The sequence below is a fragment of the Rhizobium sp. TBD182 genome (assembly GCF_001950375.1).
Taxonomy (GTDB): Bacteria; Pseudomonadota; Alphaproteobacteria; order Rhizobiales; family Rhizobiaceae; genus Agrobacterium; species Agrobacterium tumefaciens.
In genome coordinates this window covers 143,252-167,736 of the sequence record NZ_BDLN01000002.1, presented here as the reverse complement: position 1 = coordinate 167,736, position 24,485 = coordinate 143,252, and the positions used below count along the sequence as shown (strand labels likewise).

General features: G+C 60.1%; 17 protein-coding genes. 12 read left to right on the top strand and 5 right to left on the bottom strand.

The window, feature by feature from the left end; translation table 11 throughout:
• The first annotated feature begins 1 nt into the window (after position 1).
• Genes galE through T18_RS09530 form a run of 4 tightly spaced genes read left to right on the top strand, consistent with a single transcriptional unit; the run spans position 2 to position 4,407 of the window.
• Positions 2-985, top strand: a complete 984-nt coding sequence (galE, locus tag T18_RS09545) for a UDP-glucose 4-epimerase GalE (RefSeq protein ID WP_003510883.1) — start codon at positions 2-4, stop codon at positions 983-985.
• On the top strand, positions 982-2,910 hold the full coding sequence (locus T18_RS09540; protein WP_038494067.1) for a glycosyltransferase family 2 protein: 1,929 nt from the start codon (positions 982-984) through the stop codon (positions 2,908-2,910). The genes galE and T18_RS09540 overlap by 4 nt, the downstream gene beginning before the upstream one ends.
• Before the next feature lie 15 nt (positions 2,911-2,925).
• Positions 2,926-3,429: a DUF995 domain-containing protein gene (locus tag T18_RS09535; protein ID WP_003510879.1), complete on the top strand. Its 504-nt coding sequence runs from the start codon at positions 2,926-2,928 to the stop codon at positions 3,427-3,429.
• A gap of 12 nt (positions 3,430-3,441) precedes the next feature.
• Entirely contained in the window at positions 3,442-4,407 is a 966-nt protein-coding gene (locus tag T18_RS09530) for a glycoside hydrolase family 26 protein (RefSeq protein WP_038494064.1), read from the top strand.
• Between the two features lie 48 nt (positions 4,408-4,455).
• Here T18_RS09530 and T18_RS09525 read toward each other — a convergent pair whose 3' ends face one another.
• Positions 4,456-5,640: an AGE family epimerase/isomerase gene (locus T18_RS09525; RefSeq protein ID WP_038494063.1), complete on the bottom strand. Its 1,185-nt coding sequence runs from the start codon at positions 5,638-5,640 to the stop codon at positions 4,456-4,458.
• Between the two features lie 433 nt (positions 5,641-6,073).
• Here T18_RS09525 and bcsN point away from each other — a divergent pair, with 433 nt between their 5' ends.
• The 5 genes from bcsN to T18_RS09500 all read left to right on the top strand — a co-directional run bounded on the left by bcsN (position 6,074) and on the right by T18_RS09500 (position 15,122).
• Positions 6,074-6,976, top strand: a complete 903-nt coding sequence (gene bcsN / locus T18_RS09520) for a cellulose biosynthesis protein BcsN (protein WP_013761568.1) — start codon at positions 6,074-6,076, stop codon at positions 6,974-6,976.
• 82 nt (positions 6,977-7,058) lie between these two features.
• On the top strand, positions 7,059-9,248 hold the full coding sequence (gene bcsA, locus T18_RS09515; RefSeq protein WP_038494060.1) for a UDP-forming cellulose synthase catalytic subunit: 2,190 nt from the start codon (positions 7,059-7,061) through the stop codon (positions 9,246-9,248).
• Complete coding sequence (locus T18_RS09510) at positions 9,245-11,731, top strand: cellulose biosynthesis cyclic di-GMP-binding regulatory protein BcsB (RefSeq protein ID WP_038494058.1); 2,487 nt, start codon at positions 9,245-9,247, stop codon at positions 11,729-11,731. Before bcsA ends, T18_RS09510 begins: the two co-directional genes overlap by 4 nt.
• Positions 11,728-12,783: a glycosyl hydrolase family 8 gene (locus tag T18_RS09505; protein WP_003510860.1), complete on the top strand. Its 1,056-nt coding sequence runs from the start codon at positions 11,728-11,730 to the stop codon at positions 12,781-12,783. The genes T18_RS09510 and T18_RS09505 overlap by 4 nt, the downstream gene beginning before the upstream one ends.
• On the top strand, positions 12,780-15,122 hold the full coding sequence (locus tag T18_RS09500; protein ID WP_013761565.1) for a cellulose synthesis protein: 2,343 nt from the start codon (positions 12,780-12,782) through the stop codon (positions 15,120-15,122). Before T18_RS09505 ends, T18_RS09500 begins: the two co-directional genes overlap by 4 nt.
• Positions 15,123-15,152: 30 nt before the next feature.
• On the opposite strand, the gene T18_RS09495 is transcribed toward T18_RS09500, so the two are convergent.
• Both T18_RS09495 and T18_RS09490 read right to left on the bottom strand, forming a co-directional pair.
• Positions 15,153-16,307 (bottom strand): amidohydrolase, encoded by a 1,155-nt coding sequence (locus T18_RS09495; protein WP_038494055.1) that lies wholly within the window; start codon positions 16,305-16,307, stop codon positions 15,153-15,155.
• Between the two features lie 60 nt (positions 16,308-16,367).
• Positions 16,368-18,014 (bottom strand): GNAT family N-acetyltransferase, encoded by a 1,647-nt coding sequence (locus tag T18_RS09490; protein ID WP_038494052.1) that lies wholly within the window; start codon positions 18,012-18,014, stop codon positions 16,368-16,370.
• A gap of 233 nt (positions 18,015-18,247) precedes the next feature.
• Here T18_RS09490 and T18_RS09485 point away from each other — a divergent pair, with 233 nt between their 5' ends.
• Both T18_RS09485 and T18_RS09480 read left to right on the top strand, forming a co-directional pair.
• Positions 18,248-18,982, top strand: coding sequence for an SDR family NAD(P)-dependent oxidoreductase (locus T18_RS09485; RefSeq protein ID WP_003510849.1), 735 nt, complete (start codon positions 18,248-18,250; stop codon positions 18,980-18,982).
• A 38-nt stretch (positions 18,983-19,020) separates the two neighbouring features.
• On the top strand, positions 19,021-20,373 hold the full coding sequence (locus T18_RS09480) for an aspartate aminotransferase family protein (protein ID WP_038494050.1): 1,353 nt from the start codon (positions 19,021-19,023) through the stop codon (positions 20,371-20,373).
• 56 nt (positions 20,374-20,429) lie between these two features.
• On the opposite strand, the gene T18_RS09475 is transcribed toward T18_RS09480, so the two are convergent.
• Together T18_RS09475 and T18_RS09470 are read right to left on the bottom strand one after the other, a co-directional pair.
• Positions 20,430-20,867 carry an EamA family transporter gene (locus tag T18_RS09475; protein WP_019564660.1) on the bottom strand — a complete coding sequence of 146 codons (438 nt, stop codon included), beginning with the start codon at positions 20,865-20,867 and terminating at the stop codon, positions 20,430-20,432.
• Between the two features lie 192 nt (positions 20,868-21,059).
• A complete protein-coding gene (locus tag T18_RS09470; protein ID WP_013761559.1) occupies positions 21,060-22,406 on the bottom strand; it encodes a dicarboxylate/amino acid:cation symporter in 1,347 nt (448 codons plus the stop codon).
• A 236-nt stretch (positions 22,407-22,642) separates the two neighbouring features.
• On the opposite strand from T18_RS09470, the gene T18_RS09465 reads away from it, so the two are divergent.
• Positions 22,643-24,484, top strand: coding sequence for a sensor histidine kinase (locus T18_RS09465; RefSeq protein ID WP_038494047.1), 1,842 nt, complete (start codon positions 22,643-22,645; stop codon positions 24,482-24,484).
• Position 24,485: the final 1 nt, after the last annotated feature.

Sequence of the window (24,485 nt, the reverse complement as noted above, 5' to 3'; positions counted from 1 at the left end):
GATGTCCCGTACAATCCTCGTCACGGGCGGGGCCGGATTCATAGGCAGCCACATCTGCAAGGCGCTGGCGCATTCCGGCTTCAAGCCCATTGCTTACGATAATCTCTCGACGGGTCACGCGGATTCAGTTCGCTGGGGTCCCTTCATTGAAGGCGACATTCTGGATCGTGGTCTCTTGAAGGCCACGCTCAAGGAGTTCTCGCCAGCCTTCGTCATCCATTGCGCCGCAAATGCCTATGTCGGCGAATCCGTCGAGGATCCGCGCAAATATTACCGCAACAATGTCGGGGGCAGTCTGGCGCTTCTGGATGCCTGTCTCGACCAGAATATCGGCGGTCTGGTATTTTCCTCCAGCTGCGCCACCTATGGCGTGCCACCGCAATTACCGATCCGCGAGGAAACGGCTCAGATGCCGGTCAATCCGTACGGTCGTACGAAGCTGATTTTCGAAATGGCGCTCGATGATTACGCTGCCGCCTATGGCATGCGTTTCGTCGCTCTGCGCTACTTCAATGCGGCGGGTGCCGACCCGGATGGCGAACTTTACGAACGCCACGAGCCGGAAACCCATCTGATCCCCCGGGCACTGATGGCTGCCGCCTCGCGGTTACCGCAACTTGATGTATTCGGCCAGGATTACGACACCAGCGACGGCACCTGTATCCGCGACTACATCCATGTCAGCGATCTGGCTGATGCCCATGTGGCCGCCGTCAACTATCTTGCCGATGGCGGCGAGACCCTGCGTGTCAATCTCGGCTCCGGCCACGGCACATCGGTCGGGGATATCATCCGCGCGATCCATCGCGTCACGGGACAGGAAGTGCCGGTGCATTTCGGCGCAAGGCGCGCCGGTGATCCGCCCGCCCTGTTCGCTGATATAGAAAGAGCGAGGGCGACCCTCGGCTTTGCGCCGAAGCGCTCCGATATAGACACCATCATCCGCACGGCTGGTCCCGGCTTCGGGCTGGAGGTGCTGTCATGAAAGCTCGCTCTACCCCTTCCGTACCATCATCGCGTCCCGTCGCGGGCCAATTGCCAATGCTGCCCGTCTTCACCGGCTGGAACCGCATGGCCTATCGTCTCGGCATTGGCGGTTGGCTGGTGACGCTTGCCTATTTCTGGATCTGGTGGCTGGACCGGGATCGGGTCATCGACTGGCCGTATTTTACGATCGTTACGGTAACACTCGCGTGGATCACGCTTCTGCCGTCCTATTTCATCTTCATCTTCCTGAACGCCAGGGTCGTTGACCGGCGCTCTCCTCTGCCGCAAGGCAGGGTGGCGATGGTTGTAACCAAGGCGCCGTCGGAGCCTTTTACCGTAGTACAAAAGACGCTGCAGGCCATGCTGGAGCAGAAGGGCCTGGAATTCGACGTGTGGCTTGCGGATGAGGACCCGGATGCGCAAACGTTGAAATGGTGCGGCGCGCACGGTGTTTTCGTTTCGACGCGGAAGGGTGTCGTCGATTATCACCGCAAGACATGGCCTCGCCGCACCCGTTGCAAGGAAGGCAATCTCGCTTATTTCTACGATCATTACGGGTATGAGCGTTATGATTTCGTCGCGCAATTCGACGCCGATCACGTTCCGGAACCGGACTATCTGAGTGAAATCATCCGTCCTTTCGCCGATCCGGCGGTTGGATATGTCTCCGCACCAAGCATCTGCGATGCCAATGCAAAGGAAAGCTGGGCTGCGCGTGGCAGGCTTTATGCCGAGGCAAGCCTGCACGGCGCCCTGCAGCTGGGTTACAACAACAGCTGGGCGCCGCTTTGTATCGGCTCGCATTATGCCGTGCGCACCAAAGCCCTGCGTGAGGTGGGCGGTCTGGGACCCGAGCTTGCCGAGGACCATTCCACCACGCTTTTGATGAACGCGGGCGGCTGGCGCGGCGTCCACGCTGTCAACGCAATAGCGCATGGCGACGGGCCGGTGACTTTTACCGATCTCGTGGTGCAGGAATTCCAGTGGTCACGCAGTCTGATGACCATCCTCTTGCAATATTCGCGGCATTACGTGCCGAAGCTTCCCTTGCGGTTGAAATTCCAGTTCCTGTTTTCACAGCTCTGGTATCCCCTGTTTTCCGGCTTCATGGCACTGATGTTCGTGCTTCCCGCTTTTGCACTGTTGAGCGGCCAGGTACTCGTCAATGCCTCCTATCCAGTGTTTCTGGCGCATTTCCTGCCGATTTCATTCATCATGATCGTGTTCGCCTTTTTCTGGCGGGCCACGGGGGCCTTTCGCCCGCATGATGCGAAACTCTTCGGGTGGGAAGCCATCGTGTTTCTGTTCCTGCGCTGGCCCTGGTCGTTGATGGGTGTGCTTGCGGCGATACGCGATACGATCCGTGGTGATTTCGTCGACTTTCGCATTACACCCAAGGGCACGCAGGCAAAACCGCCGCTGCCGCTGCGCGTAATCGCGCCTTACATGGTTCTGGCGGCACTAAGCCTTCTCGCAATGGTGCTGGCGCCGCGTGAAAACGCTGCGGAAGGTTTCTTCGTCTTCGCCGCGATCAATGTGGCGATCTACGCGGGCCTTTCGGTTTTTCTTCTCGTCCGACACACCATGGAAAACGGCTTGCCACGGCTGCCGGCATTGCGCGGTGGGGCGACGGTTGCCGCCTGTTCGTTGCTGCTTGTGGCAGGTAGTGCCGCGGAACTCAGCTCCCATGCGATTGGTGGGCTGGAGGCCCTGTCGCACGGGCAACCCTATGTCAGCTTCACCGAAACGCGGTTCACCGTGGCCGGTGCTGGCGTGGAGGGAGCGAGATCGGTGCGTCTGAAACTGCGCATCGTACTGCCGGGATTGCCCGGAATTCGAAACATGCAGGCGGAGCCCACGGTGCCGCCGCCGGTCATGACAACCGGAGAAATCATGCTGGCCGACAATAGGGTCGGACAATAGAAGGAGGAGGCTGTGATGAGAACAACAATAAGCAAATGCGGGTTCTCCGCTTTCGTACTCTGCCTTGCGGTGATCGCGCCAAGTGCCGTCCACGCCGCGGGCGGCACGAAGACGCCGAAACCGCTCCGGACCAGCGAAGTCGTAGATATGTATTACGACAAGACCTGGAAATGGGAGACTGGTGGCGGACGCTTCATCGCCGATGGCCGCAAGTTCATCGCCCTGACTGAAGAGAAAGGCAAGAAGGCCGTCGGTGAAGGCCGCTGGACTGTCGATGCCAAAGGTACGCTGTGCATGCGCGCTACCTGGAAAACCGATGCCGGAAACGGCAAGGCCGACACGTGTTTCGACCACGGTCGCATCGGTCAGGTGCTTTACCAGCGCAAGCAGGGCGGCCCCTGGTACGTCTTCCGGCATAATCCGCCACGGCCCGGAGATGAATTCCTGAAACTTGTCCGCAAGGACGACGTCACCCCGCAAATCGCCGCCTATGGCAAGGCGATGACTGCGACGAGGTAGGAGGAAAGTGTCATGCAAATAACAAGAAGAAGACTGCTCTTTGCAAGCGGGGCTGCTGTTGCTGCTTCAGCCAGCATGTACCCCATATTCAAACTGGATGCCCAGGGGGTCGCGCCCATGGGCTCCGCGGGCATGAAGACGCTTGCCGACAAACGTCCGACATTGCACGCGGATGGTATACGCTTCGGCGCCTACGATCCGCACGGCGATTTCACCGGCCAGACCGGGGTGGCGACGGAACATCTGTTCCTGCCCTGGGAGGACGTGGATCTCGACAGCCTCGCGCTCGCAGATGCCTATGCTCTGGAGCGCAAGCGTAATGTGTTGATCACGGTCGAACCCTGGTCATGGGACGTCAACTGGCGGCTCACCTCCGACGAGTTGCGTCGCAAGGTGATGGGAGGCGACTACGACAAGAACATGCAGGCGATCGCCGCACGCATGTCCGCAATGAAGAGCCCGCTGATCCTGCGTTGGGGACAGGAAATGGAAGACACATCCGGCCGCTTCTCGTGGTCGGGCTGGAACCCGCAGGACTATATCACGGCCTACAAACGCATGGTGGACATGACCCGCAAGGCGGTCCCCGGCGTCAAGGTGATGTGGTCGCCGAAAGGTCTCGACGGTCTGCGCGCTTACTATCCTGGTGACAATTACGCGGACCTGGTCGGTCTCTCGGTCTTCGGTCTAGAGGACTATGACAAGATCGAATATGGCGGGCCGCAGAAGTTCACCGATCTCCTGCGCAAGGGCTATGGGCTTGTCGAAACCTTCAATAAACCGGTCTGGGTTGCTGAACTGGGTTATGAAGGCGGCGATTCCTACGTCCGTCCATGGATGAACGACGTGACGCTGAAACAGGCGGATTTTCCCAAGCTGGAAGAGGTCGTCTATTTCAACGACAAGGACGTGCACCCATGGCCGCACAATCTCGGCAAGCCCGACTGGCGCGTTGTGCGCCCGGCGCGGCTTAACTGAGGCTGGAGCGGGTAGAGCGGACGCCCGGCCCGCTCGCCCGCCCGGACTCTAATGGCTGGAGGCGAGTACGGCCTCAGCCTCATAGATGGCGCAGACAATGTGGTAGAAAGTGCTGGCCGGTGCCGGTTCGTCCAGCATCGGCTTGTCGGCCGGCCATTTGTCGAACCAAAGTCCTTTGACCGGTGTGTCGAGGAAAGGCTGCAGCGCGCCGATGGCCCTCAGGCCCGAGGCAAGATAACGCTGTCTTTCTTCACCAATGGTCACGCTGGCAAGGCGCAAGGCTGCCTTCAGCCATTCCGTCTGCGGCCAGAGCCGTGCCAGCCCGTCATGTACCGAAAAATCATCGTACAAGCTCATGATCGCGACCTTGCGGCGTGGGCAGATGCCATGCGCTTCGCCGATCTCGAACATGCGCTTGGCCTTGGCGATTGCCTCGCCATTGTTGCGCAGGCTGCCCCAGCGCACCAGAAGCCAGGCCCATTCGAACTGGTGACCGGGCTCCATGATGCGGCCCTTCTCGCCTTCAAACGGCATCCAGTCATGGCCGAAGAATTCGCGTAGCCCGCCATTGGTGCCATCGATGAAGCGGGTGAGTGCAAGGCCGGCGATCTCGTCGGCCAGCGCGGTCCATGGACCTTCGGGGTCCTGCACTTCCCAGGCAAGCATCGCCTCGAAAAGATGCATATGCGGATTGGAGCACAGCGGCGTGCGCGGCGGGTTCGCTTCCTCAAAGCCGGCGACGGGGTGTTTGTAGTCGCGATTGAGGACGGCGAGGATCTCGAGCGCCCGGGCACGCATCTCGTCCTTGCGGTCGGGAAGAGCTGCGGCCGTCTGTGCTGCGGCGAAAAGCGCGAAAGCCTGATTGTAGAGATCGAAGGACGGATCGATCAGCTTGCCGGTTTGGTCGGCGAGGTTGCCGTAAAGGCCGTTATCGAGGCGATAGACCTCTTCGAACCAGCTCAGCCCATGCAGCAACGCATCCTTCCACGGACCCTGCCAGCCGTTCTGGCCGGCGGCAGCGAAACAATAAGCCTGACGGGGCTGCACGCGGGCGCGGCGGTCATCAGAAAAAACCGGTTTCGCATCCTGGCCGAGGCGCTCGTAAAAACCGCCGTCCGGACGGGCGGAGCCCACCTCCCACCACAGCGGCAGTGCGTCCTCTTCAAGCCATTTCCGTAAGGTCCCGATCTCTTCGGCAAGCGCCTGCGAGATACTCGGAAATTGCACAGTCATGCGTCAACTCTCTGTTTTTACAGTTGAATGAAAAAAGTGATCAATAAAAATACGTCATTATAGACGCAAGTAGACCATGGGACATATTGCGCTGCAACCGTAAAAATATCGACCTCACGCCGAGCGAACCCGCACCAGCGCGATTTGGTTCCGTCGTCTCGTCCGGCAAAGAAGGGATCCGAAACGATTCGGAGGCCACAAAGCATCAGAAATTACAATATAAATTTGATATTGCTTATTCGCCTGCCTCCCGTATTTCGTAACAATGGTCTGGTCATTAGTGATTCGGTCTCCTTTTAACCTGTTAGGGCTTGGGGAAATAAAGGGGCACGGGGCAGTGAAATTTTCTGCCTTTACTTCATTGCTATTCTCTATTGCAGTTCTTTCGGGCTGCAATACTCCCTCGGGCGTCAGGTCGTTCGGGGGCGCAAAGATGTTGTCTGCGTCCGAAGCGCTGGTTTTCCCACCGCCCGGCGGTCCGGAAATCGTCACCGTGGTCAACCGCACCTATTCCAATGCCGTGGCGCAGCAGGTCGTATTGCGCGCCGAAGCCGCTACGCCCGGACAGAACTACATCAAGGCCGAGTTCTTCGGTCCGCAGCAAGCCGGCGACACTGATCGCGATGCTTTGACTTTCTCCGGCTTTAAGGCATCCTCCGTCGCGCGGGAGATCCGCTCGGAGTTTCCGGGTGAGAACATCGTCATGTCGGCGAATTATCTGCAGAACGGTTACGGCGCCTTTTCTTATGCGGCCGGCAAGGGCCGAGGCAGCGATACCTGCCTTTATGGCTGGCAGGACATCCGCTCGCCCGAAAGCATGCGGCAGGATTTCCGCAACCTGGGGCGTATCAAGGTGCGACTGCGCCTCTGCCAGTCGGGGGCAAGCGTCGAGCAGCTTCTGACGGTCATGTATAATTACACGATCACCGGCACCTATGCCTCGCAAAGCTGGAACCCCTATGGCACGCCGCAGGCGGTGGATCAGAACCTTGGGCGGCCGGGCCATCCGGTCTATCCCATGAAGACCAATGAGGTGCCGATGCGGCCCGGCAGTGAAGTTACTGCGAGCATACCATTGCAACCCGTGCGCCGTGCTGCCGTACCCGTCACGCCTGTTCAGCCAACGGCGCAGCCGCTACCGCCGGTGGCGGCAGTCAGTATTCCGTCACCCGCATCCGTTGGCGCGCCCGCCCAGCCCGCGAGGCCTGCTGCTGTAGTCGGCAGGCGCGCGGCCAGCGTGCAGGTGGAGAGCCAGCAGCCGACGCAGGTTCCGCAGGTGGCCATTCCGTCGCCCACATGTCTGTCCGGTTCGGCAGCGCCTCCGGGATGCAGGTGATGGCTGGAGCAACAGCAGAAGAGGGCATTGCAAAAGATCCCGGTAAAAATTCCGGGCGGGGAAGAGAGCGGAAAGTTTCGGGATGAACAAGGCCATCACAATCATTGTCTGGTTTCTTGTGTCGCTTTGCGTTCTGGCCATCGTCACGATGCCGGTCAGCCTGCAGACGCACCTGGTCGCCACGGCGATCTCGCTCGTCCTTCTCGCTACAATAAAGAGTTTCAACGGGCAGGGAGCCTGGCGGCTCGTGGCGCTTGGGTTCGGCACGGCCATCGTGCTTCGTTATGTCTATTGGCGCACCACGAGCACGCTGCCGCCCGTCAACCAGCTCGAAAACTTCATTCCCGGCTTTCTGCTTTATCTCGCGGAAATGTACAGCGTCGTGATGCTGGGTCTCAGCCTCGTCATCGTGTCGATGCCGCTGCCTTCCCGCAAGACCCGGCCTGGCTCACCCGATTACCGGCCGACGGTCGATGTTTTCGTGCCGAGTTACAACGAGGACGCGGAGCTTCTCGCCAATACGCTGGCGGCTGCGAAGAACATGGATTACCCGGCCGACAAGTTCACCGTCTGGCTGTTGGACGACGGCGGCTCGGTGCAGAAGCGCAATGCCAGCAATATCGTCGAGGCACAGGCGGCACAGCGCCGCCATGAGGAGTTGAAGAAGCTTTGCGAGGACCTCGACGTGCGTTATCTGACGCGCGAGCGCAACGTCCACGCCAAGGCCGGAAATCTCAATAACGGCCTCGCCCATTCCACCGGCGAACTGGTGACGGTGTTTGACGCCGACCATGCGCCGGCGCGCGATTTCCTTCTGGAAACGGTGGGCTATTTCGAGGAAGATCCCCGGCTGTTCCTGGTGCAGACGCCGCACTTCTTCGTCAATCCCGATCCGATCGAGCGCAATCTGCGCACCTTCGAGACGATGCCGAGCGAAAACGAGATGTTTTACGGCATCATCCAGCGCGGTCTCGACAAGTGGAACGGCGCGTTCTTCTGTGGTTCCGCCGCCGTGCTGCGGCGCGAGGCACTGCTGGATACGGAAGGGTTCAGCGGCGTCAGCATCACCGAGGACTGCGAAACGGCGCTCGCGCTGCATTCGCGCGGCTGGAACAGCGTCTATGTCGATAAGCCCCTGATCGCCGGGCTGCAACCGGCCACCTTCGCAAGCTTCATCGGCCAGCGTAGCCGCTGGGCGCAGGGCATGATGCAGATCCTGATCTTTCGCCAGCCTCTGTTCCGCCGTGGTCTCTCCTTCACGCAGCGTCTTTGCTACATGTCGTCGACGCTGTTCTGGCTTTTCCCGTTCCCGCGCACGATCTTCCTGTTTGCGCCGTTGTTCTACCTGTTCTTCGATCTTCAGATTTTCGTGGCTTCCGGCGGCGAGTTTTTGGCTTATACGGCCGCGTATATGCTCGTGAACCTGATGATGCAGAACTATCTCTATGGCAGCTTCCGCTGGCCGTGGATTTCTGAACTCTACGAATATGTGCAGACGGTCCACCTTCTGCCAGCAGTCGTGTCGGTGATCTTCAATCCGGGCAAGCCGACCTTCAAGGTGACGGCGAAGGACGAATCCATCGCCGAGGCGCGGCTTTCGGAAATCAGCCGCCCGTTCTTCGTCATTTTCGCACTTTTGCTGGTTGCGATGGCCTTTGCCATCTGGCGCATCTACGCCGAGCCATACAAGGCGGACGTCACACTCGTCGTCGGCGGCTGGAACCTGCTCAACCTTATCTTCGCGGGCTGTGCGCTTGGCGTCGTCTCCGAGCGCGGCGAAAAATCGGCGTCGCGGCGCATCACCGTCAAGCGGCGCTGCGAGGTCAAGCTTGAGGGTAGTGACGCATGGGTGCCGGCCTCCATTGACAACGTGTCGGTGCATGGCCTGCTGATCAATCTTTTCGACAGCACCACCGCTATCGAAAAGAACACGACAGCGATCATTAGGGTGAAGCCTCATAGCGAGGGCGTGCCGGAAACCATGGCCATCAATGTGGTCCGCACGGTCCGGAGCGACGGTTTCATTTCCATAGGCTGCACATTCTCGCCGCAGCGCGCCATCGATCACCGCCTGATCGCCGACCTGATCTTCGCCAATTCCGAGCAATGGAGCGAGTTCCAGCGCGTGCGCCGCAAGAACCCCGGCCTCATCAGAGGCACGGCGATCTTTCTGGCGATATCGCTGTTCCAGACGCAGCGCGGCCTGTTCTATCTGGCCAAGGCGCTCCGGCCCGCCTCCAAAACCGTCAAACCTGCCGGAGTTGTAAAATGAACGGCGGTAAAACGATCAGGAGTTCACTGACAGCGCTGATGTTGGGTGTCGTCGCAACCGGTGCGATGGCGCAGTCCTCACCCTTCGACATGTCGCCGGAGAAGCCTGCACAGACAGCTCCGGCACCCGTGCCGCCGCCGACACTTCCCCCAGCTGTACCGCGCCAGCCGCAGCCAGCCCAGCAATCGACCCAGCCTGCAGTGGGCCAGCCTCCTGTGGTAATGCAGCCCGCACCTGCGCCGCAACCGCCGCTGCGGCCGCTGACGCCACCCGTATCCATGCCGCCGCAGGGTCAGGCGAGACCCGCACCCGTTCAGGCATCGTCACCCGCGGCGGATAGCCGTCGCCGGTATATCTTGCCGTACGAAAAGCTCAGCCTTTCCGGCGAAATGGATCGGCGGCAGTGGAGCATTTATCTGACGCCCGAGCAGGTGAATGCCGCCGTTTCGCTGAATATTGGTTATCAGAACGCCATCGTGGTCGCGCCGGAAGACTCGAATTTCCAGGTCAGCCTCAACAATGTTCCGCTGGAGACGGCGCGCATTGAGGCGCCCGACGGTGAGGGCAATGTTTCCTTGAAAATTCCACCCGGTGTCCTGCAGGTGGGCGCGAATGTCGTGACGCTTGGCGTGCAGCAACGCCACAGAACCGATTGCACGATCCAGTCCACTTATGATCTTTGGACCGATGTTAATCCGGCAAATACCTATATCGGCTTTAACGCCGATGTCGCGGGCAACTTCACCAATATCGACGATATCCAGGCAACCGGTCCGGACGCCAAGGCGGCGACGTCGATCGAGATCGTTGCACCTGCACTCGGCAATCCGGCATTTGCAGATTCGCTGCTGCGCCTTTCGCAGGCTCTGGCACTCCGAACCCAGATGCCGAACCAGACGATCCGTTTCGTGGCAGCACCCTCCGCCGAACGCAAGGCGGGAACGCTGGTGGTTTTTGTCGGCACCGCACGCGAGATTGCCGGCTTCACCGGCGCGGTGCCGCCCGAGGCGTCGGCGGGTGCTTTTGCCGGCTTCGATACCACTGCACCGGGTGGCCTCTCGCCACTCTTCGTCAGCGGTCCCACCCCGCAGGCGGTACAGGCGGCGATTGAGACGCTCTTTTCCTCGATCTCGCGCACGCCCGGTGCCCAGAGAACGACCTTTTCCACCCGCAGCTGGCATGCGCCGGATGTGCCGCTCGTCATGTCGGACCGTCGCATCGCGCTTTCCGAGCTTGGGCTTGAGAGCAGCGAATTTGGCGGACGGCGTTTCCGCAACGAATTCTACGTCGGCATGCCCGCCGACTTTTATGCGTCGGCCTATGGCGAGGCGGCCATGCTGCTCGATGCCGCCTATTCCTCGCAGGTGCTGCCCGGTAGCCATATAGACATCTACGTCAATGACGAGATCGCCTCGACCGTGCCGATCTCCAACAATGGTGGCGGCATTTTCCGGCATCTGCCCATCAATGTGACGATGCGCCACTTCAAGCCTGGCCCGAACAAGGTCACCATCGAGGCCGTGTTGATGACGGCGCAGGATCAGGTCTGCGCGCCGGGAGCGCCGGCCAGCACGACCCCGCGTTTTGCCCTGTTCGACACATCGGAAATCCATATTCCCGATTACGCGCAGATCGGTCGCAAGCCCGATCTCGCCGCGATGTCCGGTGCCGGGCAGCCCTACAGGTTTGCCGCAAATCCCGTCGCATTGTCGCTTGATCGTTTCGATACCGACACCATGTCGGCGGCGGCGACATTGGTCAGCCGGCTGGCAAGCGCTGCGGGATATCCGATCAATGTCGAGACCGTCGCATCGCCGCTGGTGATCGGGGACCGTGACGCCCTGTTCGTCGGGACGATTTCGCAATTCCCGCAATCGCTGATCAGCCAGTTCAATCTTGTCCCTTCCAGCCAGATATCCTGGAAAATGGGAACGGGCGTTCAGCCGCCTGCGCAGAACAGCGAAACCCTCTTTAATGACTGGCGAGAGCGGGTGGACGGCGGCATCTGGCAAGGCCAGGTTTCCTCCTTTGAGGAGTGGATGAAGCGGAATTTCGATCTGAGTTCCGATACGCTGCGTTTCCTGCCGGCGGCCGAGCAGCCCTATGCGCCGCCCGGCAATGTCTCCTTCATGCTGGTGCAGGGTCTAAGCCCTTCCGGCGAAGGGGTCTGGACGCTGGCTACCGCCCCGACGTCGGCGGAGCTTCGTGACGGCATGTCTTCGATGGTGCGTGAAAACCATTGGCGCGACGTCACCGGGCGGGTCGCAGCTTATGATGCCGGTGCAGAAAAGATCGAAACGGTCGAGGTGGGGCAGCCGTATTTCTATGTCACGCGGGCGTTTTCCCTCTCGAACTGGAGGCTGATCGCTGCTAATTGGCTGTCTTCCAATGTTCTTTCCTATTCGCTGGCATTCATCGGGTTCGTGTCGCTCCTGGGCTTTGCCACCTTCGCGATGCTGCGTATGATGGGGCGACACCGATGAGGCGTGGGATTTTTAGACTTGCCGGCATTTTCTGCGTGTCGCTGATGGCGTTGATCTCAAGCATCTCGATTGCCCGCGCCGCATCTGTCTCGCCTGAGGCCTGGTCGGCTTATAAAAGTGCGTTTCTCGATCCCGGCGGGCGCATCATCGATACCGGTAACGGCAATATCAGCCACAGCGAAGGTCAGGGTTACGGCATGTGGCTTGCCGTTCTTTCAGAGAACATTGCCGACTTCGAGCTGATATGGAGTTTCACCCGCACGGAACTCCTGGTGCGCGACGACGGTCTCTCTGCGTGGAAATGGGATCCGCGCACCAGACCGCATGTGACTGACATCAACAATGCCACGGATGGCGATATTCTGATTGCCTACGCGCTGGCGCTGGCTGCCGGCCAGTGGAACCGGCAGGACTATGCCGAGGCATCGGCGGCCATCGCATCAGCCGTCCTCAAGAAGACTGTCGTTCAGCGCGGCGGGCGAACGCTGCTTTTGCCCGCCGCCAGCGGCTTTGGCGAGGTTGACCGGGGCGACGGCCCGGTGGTCAATCCTTCCTATCTGATTTTCGAAGCATTTCCGGTCCTCAATCTCGTCGCACCATCGCCACTCTGGAAGGCGCTTGCCGACGACGGCGTGGCGCAGATCGGTACGTTTGCTTTCAGCGACAGGAAACTGCCCGCCGACTGGGTGTCGATGAAGACGAAACCGCAACCGGCATCGGCGTTTCCGCCCGAGTTCGGTTACAATGCGGTGCGGATTCCGCTTTATCTTGCAAGGGCGAAAATGGGCTCGCCGGAGCTGCTTGACCGCCTGAAAAACGGCATGACGCTGGAAAGCGGTGCTGCGGGAACTTTCGATCTCAAGAGCGGCGCGGTCAAGGACGTTCTGTCGGATCCCGGTTATCGCATCATTCCGGCGCTCGCAGCCTGCGCCGGCGGCGGCCCGGCTGTGCCTGCCGAACTGAAAGGCTTTCAGCCAACGCTTTATTATCCTTCTACATTGCATCTTCTGGCATTGTCGTTTCTGGCAAGGAATAACGGGGAGTGCCGATGAACAAACCGCTGTCTACCTCGGCTCTCATCCTGCTTCTGATTGCTCTCGCCGCCTTCCACTGGCGCGACACCATTCTCGGACGTGTATCGGACATTCATACTTCGGCGGTTGGCGACAACCGTGCGGCGCAGCGCGTTTCTCCAGCGGCAGCCAATCCGGCCCAGATCAACGCGTTCCTTAAAAATCGCGAGATGGCGCAGCTAACCCAACCCGTGACGCCAGCGGTAACGGTGCCGGCGACTGATCCGCAACCGCCGGTTACGCAGACACAGACGGGTGGACAGATATCGCAGCCCCAAATGGCGCAGGCGCCCGCACCCCGCCAGACCCAGCCGGCGTCATCAGACATGCCCGAGGTCGATCTCAGCGCGCTGCGCTATTTCGCGGCCAAGGGCGATACCCAGCGGCTTCAGGCCGAAATCGCGAGGCTGCGCACGCTCTATCCGAACTGGACACCGCCTGCCGATCCGCTCGCCATTCCCGTTAACGGCGATCCCCGGCTCGATGCCATGTGGCAGCTTTATAGCGACGGCCGTTACGCCGAGGTCAGAAAGGCGATCGCCGACCGCCAGCAGGCGGAACCCGGCTGGCAGCCTCCCGACAATCTGACCGGCATGCTTTCCCTCGCCGAGGCCCGCCAGCGGCTCGTCAACGCTTCCGATCTCAAGCAATATTCGACAGTGGTGGACGCGGCCGCCAGCAATCCCGGCCTGCTGACCTGTAGCGAGGTGGATGTCCTGTGGCGGGTTGCCGATGCGTTTGCCAATACCGACCGTATGGGACGAGCGCGCGACGCCTATCTCTACATTCTCAACAATTGCACGACGCCAAGCGACAGGCTCGCCACGGTGCAGAAGGCGTCCGCGCTTTTGCCGGCGGAGATGATCGGCGATTTGCTTGCCAAGGAAAAGCCCAACGCAGACGGTCAGCTGGAATTCGAACCGGTCAAGAACGATCTCGCCCGCCAGTTCGTGGCCAAGGCAGGGGAGAAGGAGGGAATTTCCGTTCCTTCCGCCTATCTGATGCGGCTTGAAAGGCTTGCCGAGACCGACAAGCTTGCAAGCGATGCCTTGTTGCTCGGCTGGTATAATATCCGCCAGAAGAACATGGCGGAGGCGGAAAAGTGGTTTCGCAAAGCGCGGGAAGAGGAAGACAGCGCGTCTGCTTCGCAGGGGTTGGCGCTGGCGCTGATCGACCGCAACGAGCCACGTGAAGCTGAGGAGGTCATGTATAAGTGGCGCACCGCTTCGGACGACGGGCTTGCGACCTATCTTGCCGCGACAGCCAATCTTCTGGCGCTTGAGCCGCCTGTGGTCCTGCCGCCGGATGTGCTGCAGCGCATCGCCGCTGAAACAATAACCCGGAAGGATGCGGCAACCGCGCAGCAGTTCGGCTGGTATTCGCTTGCTTTCCGGCAGACGCCGCTCGCCTTGCAATGGTTCAGCACAGCACTTGGCTGGAAAGCCGATGACGAACCATCGGCCTATGGCATGGCAGTCAGCTATCACGATCTGCGCAATCTCGCCGGTCTGCGCAGCATACAGCAGCAATGGGCAAGCCGCTCGCAACGCATCGCTGATGTGGGAACGGCACGTATGGTGGACCAGTCCGCGCAGCAGATAGCGCCCGTCACCGCACCGCCTGTCGCCACAGCTTCCCAGACAACGGCACCCGCGCCCTATGCGCCGCAGCCTGAGACAGTGGTGGCTTATAGCCAGCCGTCTGTCCAGCAGCCGGCTCCGGAACCTTCGCGGAAGCAGGCGCGTCTGCCAGCGCAGACGCAGAGGACCGTAAGTGCCTCGTCACGTCCACGCTCCTGCGCGGTCTATCCCGATCCCCAGCGCCTGCCCGCACAGCAGGCGCTTGATCTCGGCTGGTGCCTGATGGAGACCAACCGGCCGGCGGAAGCCCTGAAGGCTTTCGAATCCGCCATTGCCGGCGGCCAGTCGACTGTTAAAAGCGATGCGGCCTATGGCCAGAGCCTTGCCTATCTGCGCATGGGGCTGACTGACCATGCCGCTGTCTCGGCGACGAAATCGCGCATGGACCGCCCGCGCGCGACTGAGTTGCAGGTTTCAATCCTGGCCGACAGGGCGGTTTCCGCCTTCCAGTCGAAACGTTATGCGGAAACGCTTCTCCTGCTTGATCAGCGTGCGCGGCTTGCCGATGAGCGCACCGATCTCATGGTATTGCGCGGTTATTCCTATCTTGCCATGAACCGCTACGCCGATGCTGCGCAGATTTTCGAAAGTCTGACGTCCATTGGCGATAAGGAGGGCATCAGGGGACTGGCAGCGGTCCGTGCCGCCCGGCCGAGCAGAGGGCCCCAGGGCGGCTGATGGCGTTGGGCGGCAATGGGCTGCCGTTGCTCACCCCGCGTCGGTGAGGTTGCGGATGATGCGCATGAAGATGCGTGCGCCGATATCGATCAGCCCATCCGGAAAGTCGTAGTCGGGATTGTGCAGGTTGGGATAGTCCTTGCCTGCGCCCAAAAAGAACATGGCCGATGACGAGACGGCGCGGAACCTTCCGAAATCCTCGGAGGCTCGCATGGGCAAACCTTCCGAACCGTGGGAAATTTTCTCTGCAGTCAGCGCCCGCAGGATATGGTCGACGGCTTCCGGCGCATTTTCGCAATGCAGGAAAATATCGTCATAGGCGATATCGAGTGTCAGTTTCTGTTCTTCGGCCACCTTTTTTGCCAGCGCTTCCGCATCCGCGCAGAGTTTTTCCATTCGGTCGTCTGTCAGCGTCCGGAGCGTCGCCCAGATTTCCGCGTCTGCCGGAGAAATGCCGAAGGCCGCTTCACCCATCACGGCATGGGTGATTGTCACCATCGAAAAATCGGGTTGCGGTGGAAAGCCGGAACCGAGATCGGTCAAAGCCGGCATCAACTCAGATATCGCCCGCATCGGCGAGACGCCATGCTCCGGTGAGGAGGCGTGCGCGGTCTTGCCGGAGAAGCGGATTTTGATGCCGCGTGATGCGCAGTTGACCGGCCCTTCCACCACGCTGACATGGCCGAATAGCAGGCCTGGAAGATTGTGAAGAGAAAAGGAATAATCCGGCTTCACCTCGCCAAAGCGCGGATCGGCGATGACGGCGGCCGCGCCCGCACCTGTCTCTTCTGCCGGTTGGTAGAGCAGTACGACGCTGCCGGTTTCCGGGCGCTTTCTGGAAAGTCCAAGTGCAAGCGCCGTCAGAATGGTGGAATGACCGTCATGGCCGCAAAGATGGCCCTTACCATCTGTGCCGGAGCGGTATTCGGCGTCGGTTTTTTCCTGAATGGGCAGAGCGTCGAGTTCCGAGCGGATGAGGACTACCGGACCGCTTTTGCCGCTGTCATAGACCGCTGCCACGCCATGACCACCCAGATCGGTGAACATCCGATCCGGTTTTGCCTGCTCGAGGAAATCGCGAATACGCCGCGCTGTTTCCTTCTCCTCGCCGGAAATTTCCGGATGGCGGTGCAGATCATGGCGCAGCTCGATGAGGTCGAGCATATCCTTGTTGGTCAGAAACATAAAAAACCCTTGCAAGTCGTCCGGCCGATTTTTTCTGCCGCAACTTACAGGTCATTACGTTCAATGCAAAACCTTTGGCGGACGCCAGCGCTTGCCCGTCGATTTTGGCCTGGCGCTCAGCGTGATGACATCGGCAGGCAGCGGAATCCTGGCCTTTCCCAGTTCCAGCCGGGCAAGGGCTGCGCGCGCCTTTTCGGCATATTCCAGATGCGTAGCGTCGTCAGAATGGTAATGCTGCAATCTGTCGAGGATTTCGGCGCCTTCCTTCGTTCTTTCGGCCGCAATCAGCGCCACGGCGCATTTGTAGAGCGCCTCGCGGTGGAAGGGGGCGCGATTGGTCACCTGACGGAATGCTTCGGACGCCTCGTGATATTGCCGTTGCGCCAACCGCGCTTCGCCTATGCGCATCCATAGCAGAACCGGGTCCTGAGCGCTGCCGAGGAGACCGAGGAAAGCGATTTCCGCTTCACGGAATTCACCGCGGTCGAAGGTCAGATTGGCCAGCCCGAATTGTGCGCCAAGGTGATCGGGCGCGGCTGACAGCACCTGGGAAAAGGCGATGTTGGCGGCCGCCTTCTTGCCCGTCTTGTAAAGTTTAAGACCCTCTTCGTAGACGAAGCGTATGCTGCGCGGGTGGAGCTTGCCGCCGAGATTGTCGCCCGAGCGGGTGCGGAACAGCGTGCAGCTGAGCTTGTGCTCCTCCGGGCCGAAGAAATATTTGTACGGCTCGTTGCCTCGCAGGAAATCATAAGTCTTGAAACCCTGTTCGATCGCCCTGCGGATGCAGTGTCCGTGCAGCACGAGGCCGGGTGAGGGGGTCTTCCAGTTCTCGTCACGACCGGTAATGTAGAACAATACTGATTTTTTCTGCCGGTCGATAATGTTGGCAAGCGCGCCGAGCGGCTGGTCGCCGAACCACAGGACCGGCACTTCCAGATCGCCGCGTATATAGACATCCATCAGCATTTGCCGTGTTGCGCCGATCAACAGTTCGGTGCGCTCCTTGCCCTTGTGCGGCGCCCAGCGGATGCGCCAGAAATCGAACAGGATGCCCATGTCCCGCTTGATTGTTTCTTTCGTTGCGAAGGTGATGCGGTATTCGTCACCGCCTTCCACCTTCCTCATGAAGCGCCGGAGCTTTTGCCGGGACTGGCTGCTCATATGGCTGTCGAGATAGGAGTCGAACGTGTCCGGCAGGGCCACGACCGGGCAGATGCAATTGTTGATGTTATAGGGGTTGGTCGGCATGTTGTCGCGGAACATAACGAGCGGCCCCTGAAGCGCGCGGATCATCGCGTCGCGCCGCTCCGGTGGGCCGGAAAGATAGTCGAGCTTGAGTTCGGTCCAGTTCTGCTGCCGAATATAGGCACAGAAACCGGCAACCGCGTTATTTTCATATTCCGGCAGAGTGATGAAGCCGGTGTAATCCGCCGCGGCATTGCCAGCCATGACTATGCTGTCGTGGAAGCGACCGGTTTTCTTGTCCGGTTCGGTGACGATGCGCAGCGGAAAAAATGCCACATAGGGCGAGCCTTCGGGGCGTTCCCTGAGCGCCAGGATGAACCAGCGCTTGCGGCGCGGCATGTAATCCCGCAGCCAGCCCCAGGAAAGGAAGTGTCGGGAATGGGGATCGGCCATGAACACCGTTTCCCAGTTTTGCCGGATAGCCTCGAAGCCGGCGTCGGTGTCGATGATGTCGATACGCATTCGTCCCCCTCCCAATACAGATCACAGATTCGGGAGATCGCATTTTATGAGCAAATGGCTGGCTTCAAATATTCCCTTCGGGTGAAAGGCCTATATCAAATGGGATTAGCCCGTGACGCGGCAACCATTCGTGCACCGCGACAAAATAGCCCTTGTCAGCGGGTCGCAGCACTCTAACATGCGGGCTGAATGCGCGGCCGGCTCAACGGTTCGCATGGCAAAGGAGTTCTTTCATGGCTGTTCCTTTTATGCTTTTGACTGGTGCGAGCCGCGGAATAGGGCATGCCACCGTCAAGCTGTTTCAGGAAAAAGGCTGGAGAATCCTGACCGTATCGCGACAACCCTTTTCGGAGGAATGCCGCTGGCCATCTGCGCGCGAAAGCCATATCCAGGCCGATCTGGAGGACCTGTCCCGCATCGACGATCTGGCCGACGAGGTGCGCTCGCGCCTGCCGGAAGGAAAGCTGGCCGCACTCGTCAACAATGCCGGAATCTCGCCGAAGGGCGAAGGCGGTAGCCGCCTTGGCGTTGCCGACACAACGGCGGAGATCTGGACGCGGGTGCTAAACGTCAATCTCGTCTCGACGGCGCTTCTTGCCCGTGCGCTTTTGCCAGAACTGGAGGCGGCAAAAGGCTGCATCGTCAACGTTACCTCCATTGTCGGCTCGCGGGTGCACCCTTTCGCGGGCGTCGCCTATGCCGCATCGAAGGCGGGACTTGCGGCTCTGACACGGGAGCTGGCGCATGAATTCGGCCCGCGCGGCGTGCGCGCCAATGCCATAGCGCCCGGCGAAATCAACACCGCCATACTTTCACCCGGAACCGCTGAACTCGTGGAAGCGCAGGTCCCGCTCGGGCGGCTCGGCACCACGGCGGAGGTGGCGCAGACCATCTACTTCCTCTGCTCGGAGCAGTCGAGCTACATCAACGGCGCAGAAATTCTCATCAATGGCGGCCAGCACGTCTGACGCTTCAGTCCATCCAACCGAAACGGAGCCTTTATCCCATGACCATTCTGCCGAATTCCGTCGAGGCACGCGATATCGCCTACCAGATGCATCCAAACGTCAATCTGCGTAAATTCGAAAAGACCGGTGGTCTGGTCATCGAAAGTGGTGAAGGCATCTATGTGACCGACAGCAGCGGCAAGCGTTATATCGAGGCGATGGCGGGGCTTTGGTCTGTGGCGCTTGGCTTCGGTGAACAGCGACTGGTGGACGCTGCGACGAAGCAGATGCAGAAGCTGCCCTATTACCACACCTTCTCCTACAAGACGCACGGCCCATCGGTCGATCTTGCCGAGTTGCTGATCGAACTTGCACCAGTGCCGATGTCGAAGGTCCATTTCACGTCTTCGGGATCGGAGGCGAACGATCTCGTTGCCAAGATGGTGTGGTATCGCTCCAATGCGCTGGGCAAAAAGGAGAAGAAGAAGATCATTGGCCGCATCAAGGGTTATCATGGCGTGACGATTGCCTCTGCCTCGATCACCGGCCTGCCGCGCAACCATGAAAGCTTCGACCTGCCGCTGGACCGCATGCTGCATACGGCCTGCCCCTCCTATGTGCACTTCGGCAAGCAAGGTGAAAGCGAGGCGGATTTTACCGCGCGTATTCTGAAGGAACTCGAAGATCTGATCCTCAGCGAAGGCCCGGAAACCGTTGCCGCCTTCTGGGGCGAGCCGGTGATGGGTGCCGGCGGGGTTCTTCTGCCGCCTGAAGGTTATTGGGAAGGTGTGCAGGCGATCCTGAAGAAATACGACATTCTGCTTGTCGTGGACGAGGTCATCTGCGGGTTCGGCCGCACCGGCAAGATGTTCGCCTGCGAGACCTACGGCATCAAGCCGGATGTGCTTGTTGTTTCCAAGCAGATATCCTCATCCTATATGCCGCTGTCGGCGATCATCATGAATGACGGTTTCTACCAGCCGATCGCCGACGAATCCGACCGGATCGGCTCCTTCGGTCATGGTTATACCGCCTCCGGCCACCCGGTCGCGACGGCCGTCGGTCTCGAAAACCTGAAGATTATTCAGGAGCGCGATCTGGTCGGTAATGTCGCGAGACTGGAAGGCAAGTTCCTCGATCATCTGAAAGCGCTTTCCGGCCATCCGCTGGTGCATTCCTCGCGCGGCGTCGGTCTTCTTGGCGCGCTGGAGATAAAGCCGTGGGAAGGTACGAAGCCGGGCGATGCGACGCTCGCCATTGCCGCCGGCATTGAGGATGAGGGCGTGATCACTCGCCCGATCGGCGAATCGATCTGCTTCTGTCCACCGCTGATCATCACGGCCGAGCAGCTTGATGAGCTGTTCGCCGGCGTTAAGCGGGGACTGGACAAGGTTGCGGCCGCACGCGCCTGATGACTTTGCGAATGTCCCGGCCGGTTCGTCCGGCCGGGCACCGCTGTCAGCTTGCACTATCCCCGGTATGCCACAAGCACCGCGCCGCAGGCGATTAGCACCACACCCAGCCAGTTTGGCAGCGACAGCCGTTCCCCCAGAAACAGAACCGCGAAGACGGCGACGAACACGACACTGAGCTTGTCGATGGGGGCGACGCGGGCGGCATCGCCGATTTTCAGCGCCCGGAAGTAACATATCCAAGATGCGCCGGTCGCCAGCCCCGAAAGCACGAGAAAGGTCCAGGTCCGCGCCGAAATGGTGGAGGGCTGCTGCCAGTTGCCGGTAACATAAACCATCAGGCCAGCGGCAGCGAGAATGACGATGGTGCGTATGAAGGTGGCGAAATCGGAATTGACGTTTTCGATGCCGATTTTCGCAAAAATCGCGGTCAATGCCGCAAAGGCCGCCGATAGCAGTGCCCAGAATTGCCAGGCCAGAAACAGGTTCTTCATAAGGGCCTACTCCGTTTTTCGCATTCGTTCTCGCTCGCTCTGGCCTATAACATCCGCACGGCGATAAAAACCGTTTTCGACGGTTGGGAGGGCTTCAAACGATGAAAGGCCGGAGCATCGATCTGATGCGCCGGCCTTCATGCGAGAGCCTGCCCCGACAAACCGGGACAGGCTGGACCTTGGGAGGTCGTGTTATTCGGCGGGCTGAACCGCACCCGGAAGCGAATCCACATCGGCGATGCCGGTGAATTCTTCCTTGCCGCTGAGAACGCGGGCGAGCTGCTCCTGATCCAGTTCACCTTCCCAGCGGGCAACAACGATGGTGGCGACCGCATTGCCGACGAAGTTGGTGAGTGCGCGGCATTCCGACATGAAGCGGTCGATGCCGAGGATGAGCGCCATGCCGGCAACCGGAACCGACGGCACGACGGAGAGCGTTGCGGCCAATGTGATGAAGCCAGCGCCTGTGATGCCGGCAGCACCCTTGGAGGAGAGCATGGCCACGAGCAGCAGAAGGATCTGTTCGCCGAAGGAGAGGTGGATGCCGGTCGCCTGTGCGATGAACAGGGCAGCCAGCGTCATGTAGATGTTGGTTCCGTCGAGGTTGAAGGAGTAGCCGGTGGGGATGACGAGACCGACGACAGAGCGCTTGCAGCCCGCCTTTTCCATCTTGCTCATCAGGCCCGGCAGGGCGGCTTCCGAAGACGAGGTGCCGAGAACCAGCAGCAGTTCTTCCTTGATGTAGCGGATAAGCGCGACGATCGAGAAGCCGTTATAGCGGCAGACAGCGCCGAGGACCACGAACACGAACAGTGCTGATGTGACGTAGAAGGTGCCGATCAGCATCGCGAGGTTGGTGACGGACGAGATGCCGTATTTGCCGATGGTGAATGCCATGGCGCCGAAGGCACCGATGGGGGCGGCCTTCATCAGGATCGCGACCAGCTTGAAGATCGGATACATCATGGCATGCATGAAATCGGTGACAGGCTTGCCCTTTTCGCCGACGATACCGAGCGCGATGCCGAACAGCACGGAGAAGAACAGCACCTGCAGGATATCACCGCTGGCGAATGCGCCGACGATGGTGGTCGGGATGATGTTCATCAGGAAGCCGGTGATGGTCTGCTCATGGGCCTTGTCGGCGTAGGTCGCGACGGCCTTGGCATCCAGCGTGGCCGGATCGATGTTCATGCCGGCACCCGGCTGCACAGTGTTGGCGACGATGAGGCCGACAATGAGCGCGAGGGTGGAGAACACGAGGAAGTAGATCATGGCCTTGCCGGCCACGCGTCCAACCTTCTTCATATCGTTCATGCCGGCGATGCCGGTTGCGACAGTGAGGAAGATGACGGGAGCGATGATCATCTTGACGAGACGGATAAAACCGTCGCCGAGCGGCTTCAGCTGTTCGCCAAAGGCCGGATAGAAATGGCCAAGCGCGATACCGGCGATAATGGCGACCAGAACCTGGAAATACAGATGCTTGTAGAATGGCTGCTTGGCGTGGCCTGCCGCCACGGTTGTTGTATCGATCATGTTTTTTCCTCCTCGGCCTCACCCTGCCTTAATTGGCCTCCCGGGATCGCCGTGTCGTTGACGGCTTCGCGCCGATTGAGGAGTCATGTGCAATACGCATGCCAGACTTGCTTATTTGGTGTAACTCGCTGATTTAAAAAGTACTTTTTATTGACGCCGTATCAGCTCGCCGCCGTATGTGCGGATATCCGGACAAAACCTCTTGCGGTCTGTGTGTAAATCCGCACAATTGTCGCATGACCCAAGAAGATCAGGCCTCTCATTCCCAGGCACGACGGCGCGCTCAATGGCTGGCGTTGGCGGGCTTGTGGCTGCTCGTCAGCCTGGGACTTCTGTTGGTTGCCGATGACTTTGCGCGAAACCAGGCAATACGCACCGCCGCGTCCGAGGCCTCCACCGATGCCGAACTCAAGATCGCGCTTCTGAATGTCGCGCTGGAGCGGCCGCGAGCCATTCCGCTGGTTCTGTCCGGCGATCCCGACCTTGCGACTGCGCTGGATGGCGGTGGCGCGTCTGCCATTGACCGGCTGAACCGCAAGCTGGAGGGGCTGATCGAAGGCACGCAGTCCTCTGTCATCTACGTGACCGGACCGACCGGCTTGACAATTGCCTCCAGTAACTGGCGACAGGCCGACAGCTTCGTCGGCTCCAATTATGCCTTCCGCGAATATTTTCAGGCGGCGATGAATACCGGCATGTCCGAACACTATGCGCTTGGCAATGTCAGCCGCCGGCCGGGCCTTTATATCTCGCGCCGCATCGATGCCGCAGACGGGCGGCCGCTCGGCGTCGTCATCGCCAAGGTGGAGTTCAACCGTCTGGAGGCGGATTGGAACATCGGCGGCAAACCGGTCTATGTGGTTGACAGGAACGGCGTCGTGCTGATGACGAGCGTGCCGGATTGGCGCTTCAAGACCGTAGCGCCGATTGACGAGGCGCGACGCAAAGCCATTTCCGAAAGCCTGCAATTCGGTAACGAGGCGCTTACGACGCTGCCGTTCCGGATGGTGCGACTCTCGAGCGACGGCGTTCCGCTCATCCGTGTCGATGACCCGGCAAGTGAGCGCGGCGATTATCTGCGGTTGGAAACGCCGGTGCCGACGACCTCATGGACACTGCATTATCTGCAGCCGGTGGCACCGGCGCTGAACGCCGCCATTCGCGAGGGCAGGGTGGTGGCGCTGGCAACGCTGATGCCGCTGATGGCGCTTTCGGCTCTGTGGCTGTGGCGCAGGCACAAGGCGCTGAGGGAAAAGGAAGAGGAGCAGCGCGCCCGCACCGAGCTGGAAATGAAGGTGCAGGAGCGCACCCGTGATCTGACGAGGACCCGCGACCATCTTCAGGCGGAAATTGCCCTGCACGAAAAGACGACAGGTGAATTGCGCAACGTGCAGCACGAGTTGGTGCAGGCCAACCGTCTCTCCATTCTAGGGCAGGTGGCGGCGGGCGTTGCCCACGAAATCAACCAGCCGGTAGCGACGATCCGCGCCTTTGCCGACAACGCCCGCACCCTGCTGAAACGCGACCGCATGGCGGAGGCCAACGAAAATCTCGAAAACATCGCGGCATTGACCGATCGCATCGGCACGATTACCGGCGACCTGAAGATATTGGCGCGCAAGGGCCGCACCGCTGCCGAACCGGTCAGTCTCAAACTGGTCATCGAAGGCGCGGTGATGCTGTTGCGCAGTCGTTTTTCCGGACAGATGGATGCACTTGATATCGTGTTGCCGGATCAAGACCTGAAGGTGCTTGGCAGCCGCATCCGGCTCGAGCAAATTCTCATCAACCTTCTGCAAAACGCACTGGAAGCCACTGATGCGATTGATGCGGCGCGTGTCGAGGTGCGGGTGCGCGAGGAAGGGGACATGGTCTTGCTTTCGGTCAGCGACAATGGGACCGGCATTCCCGAAGCGATCCGCGCCCAGCTTTTTTCTCCCTTTAATACATCCAAGGAAAGCGGCCTAGGCCTTGGTCTCGTCATCTCCAACGATATCGCCTCCGATTATGGCGGGCGTATTGAGGTAACGAGCAGCGAGGCAGGCACGTCTTTTTCCGTATATCTGAAGCGAGCATGAC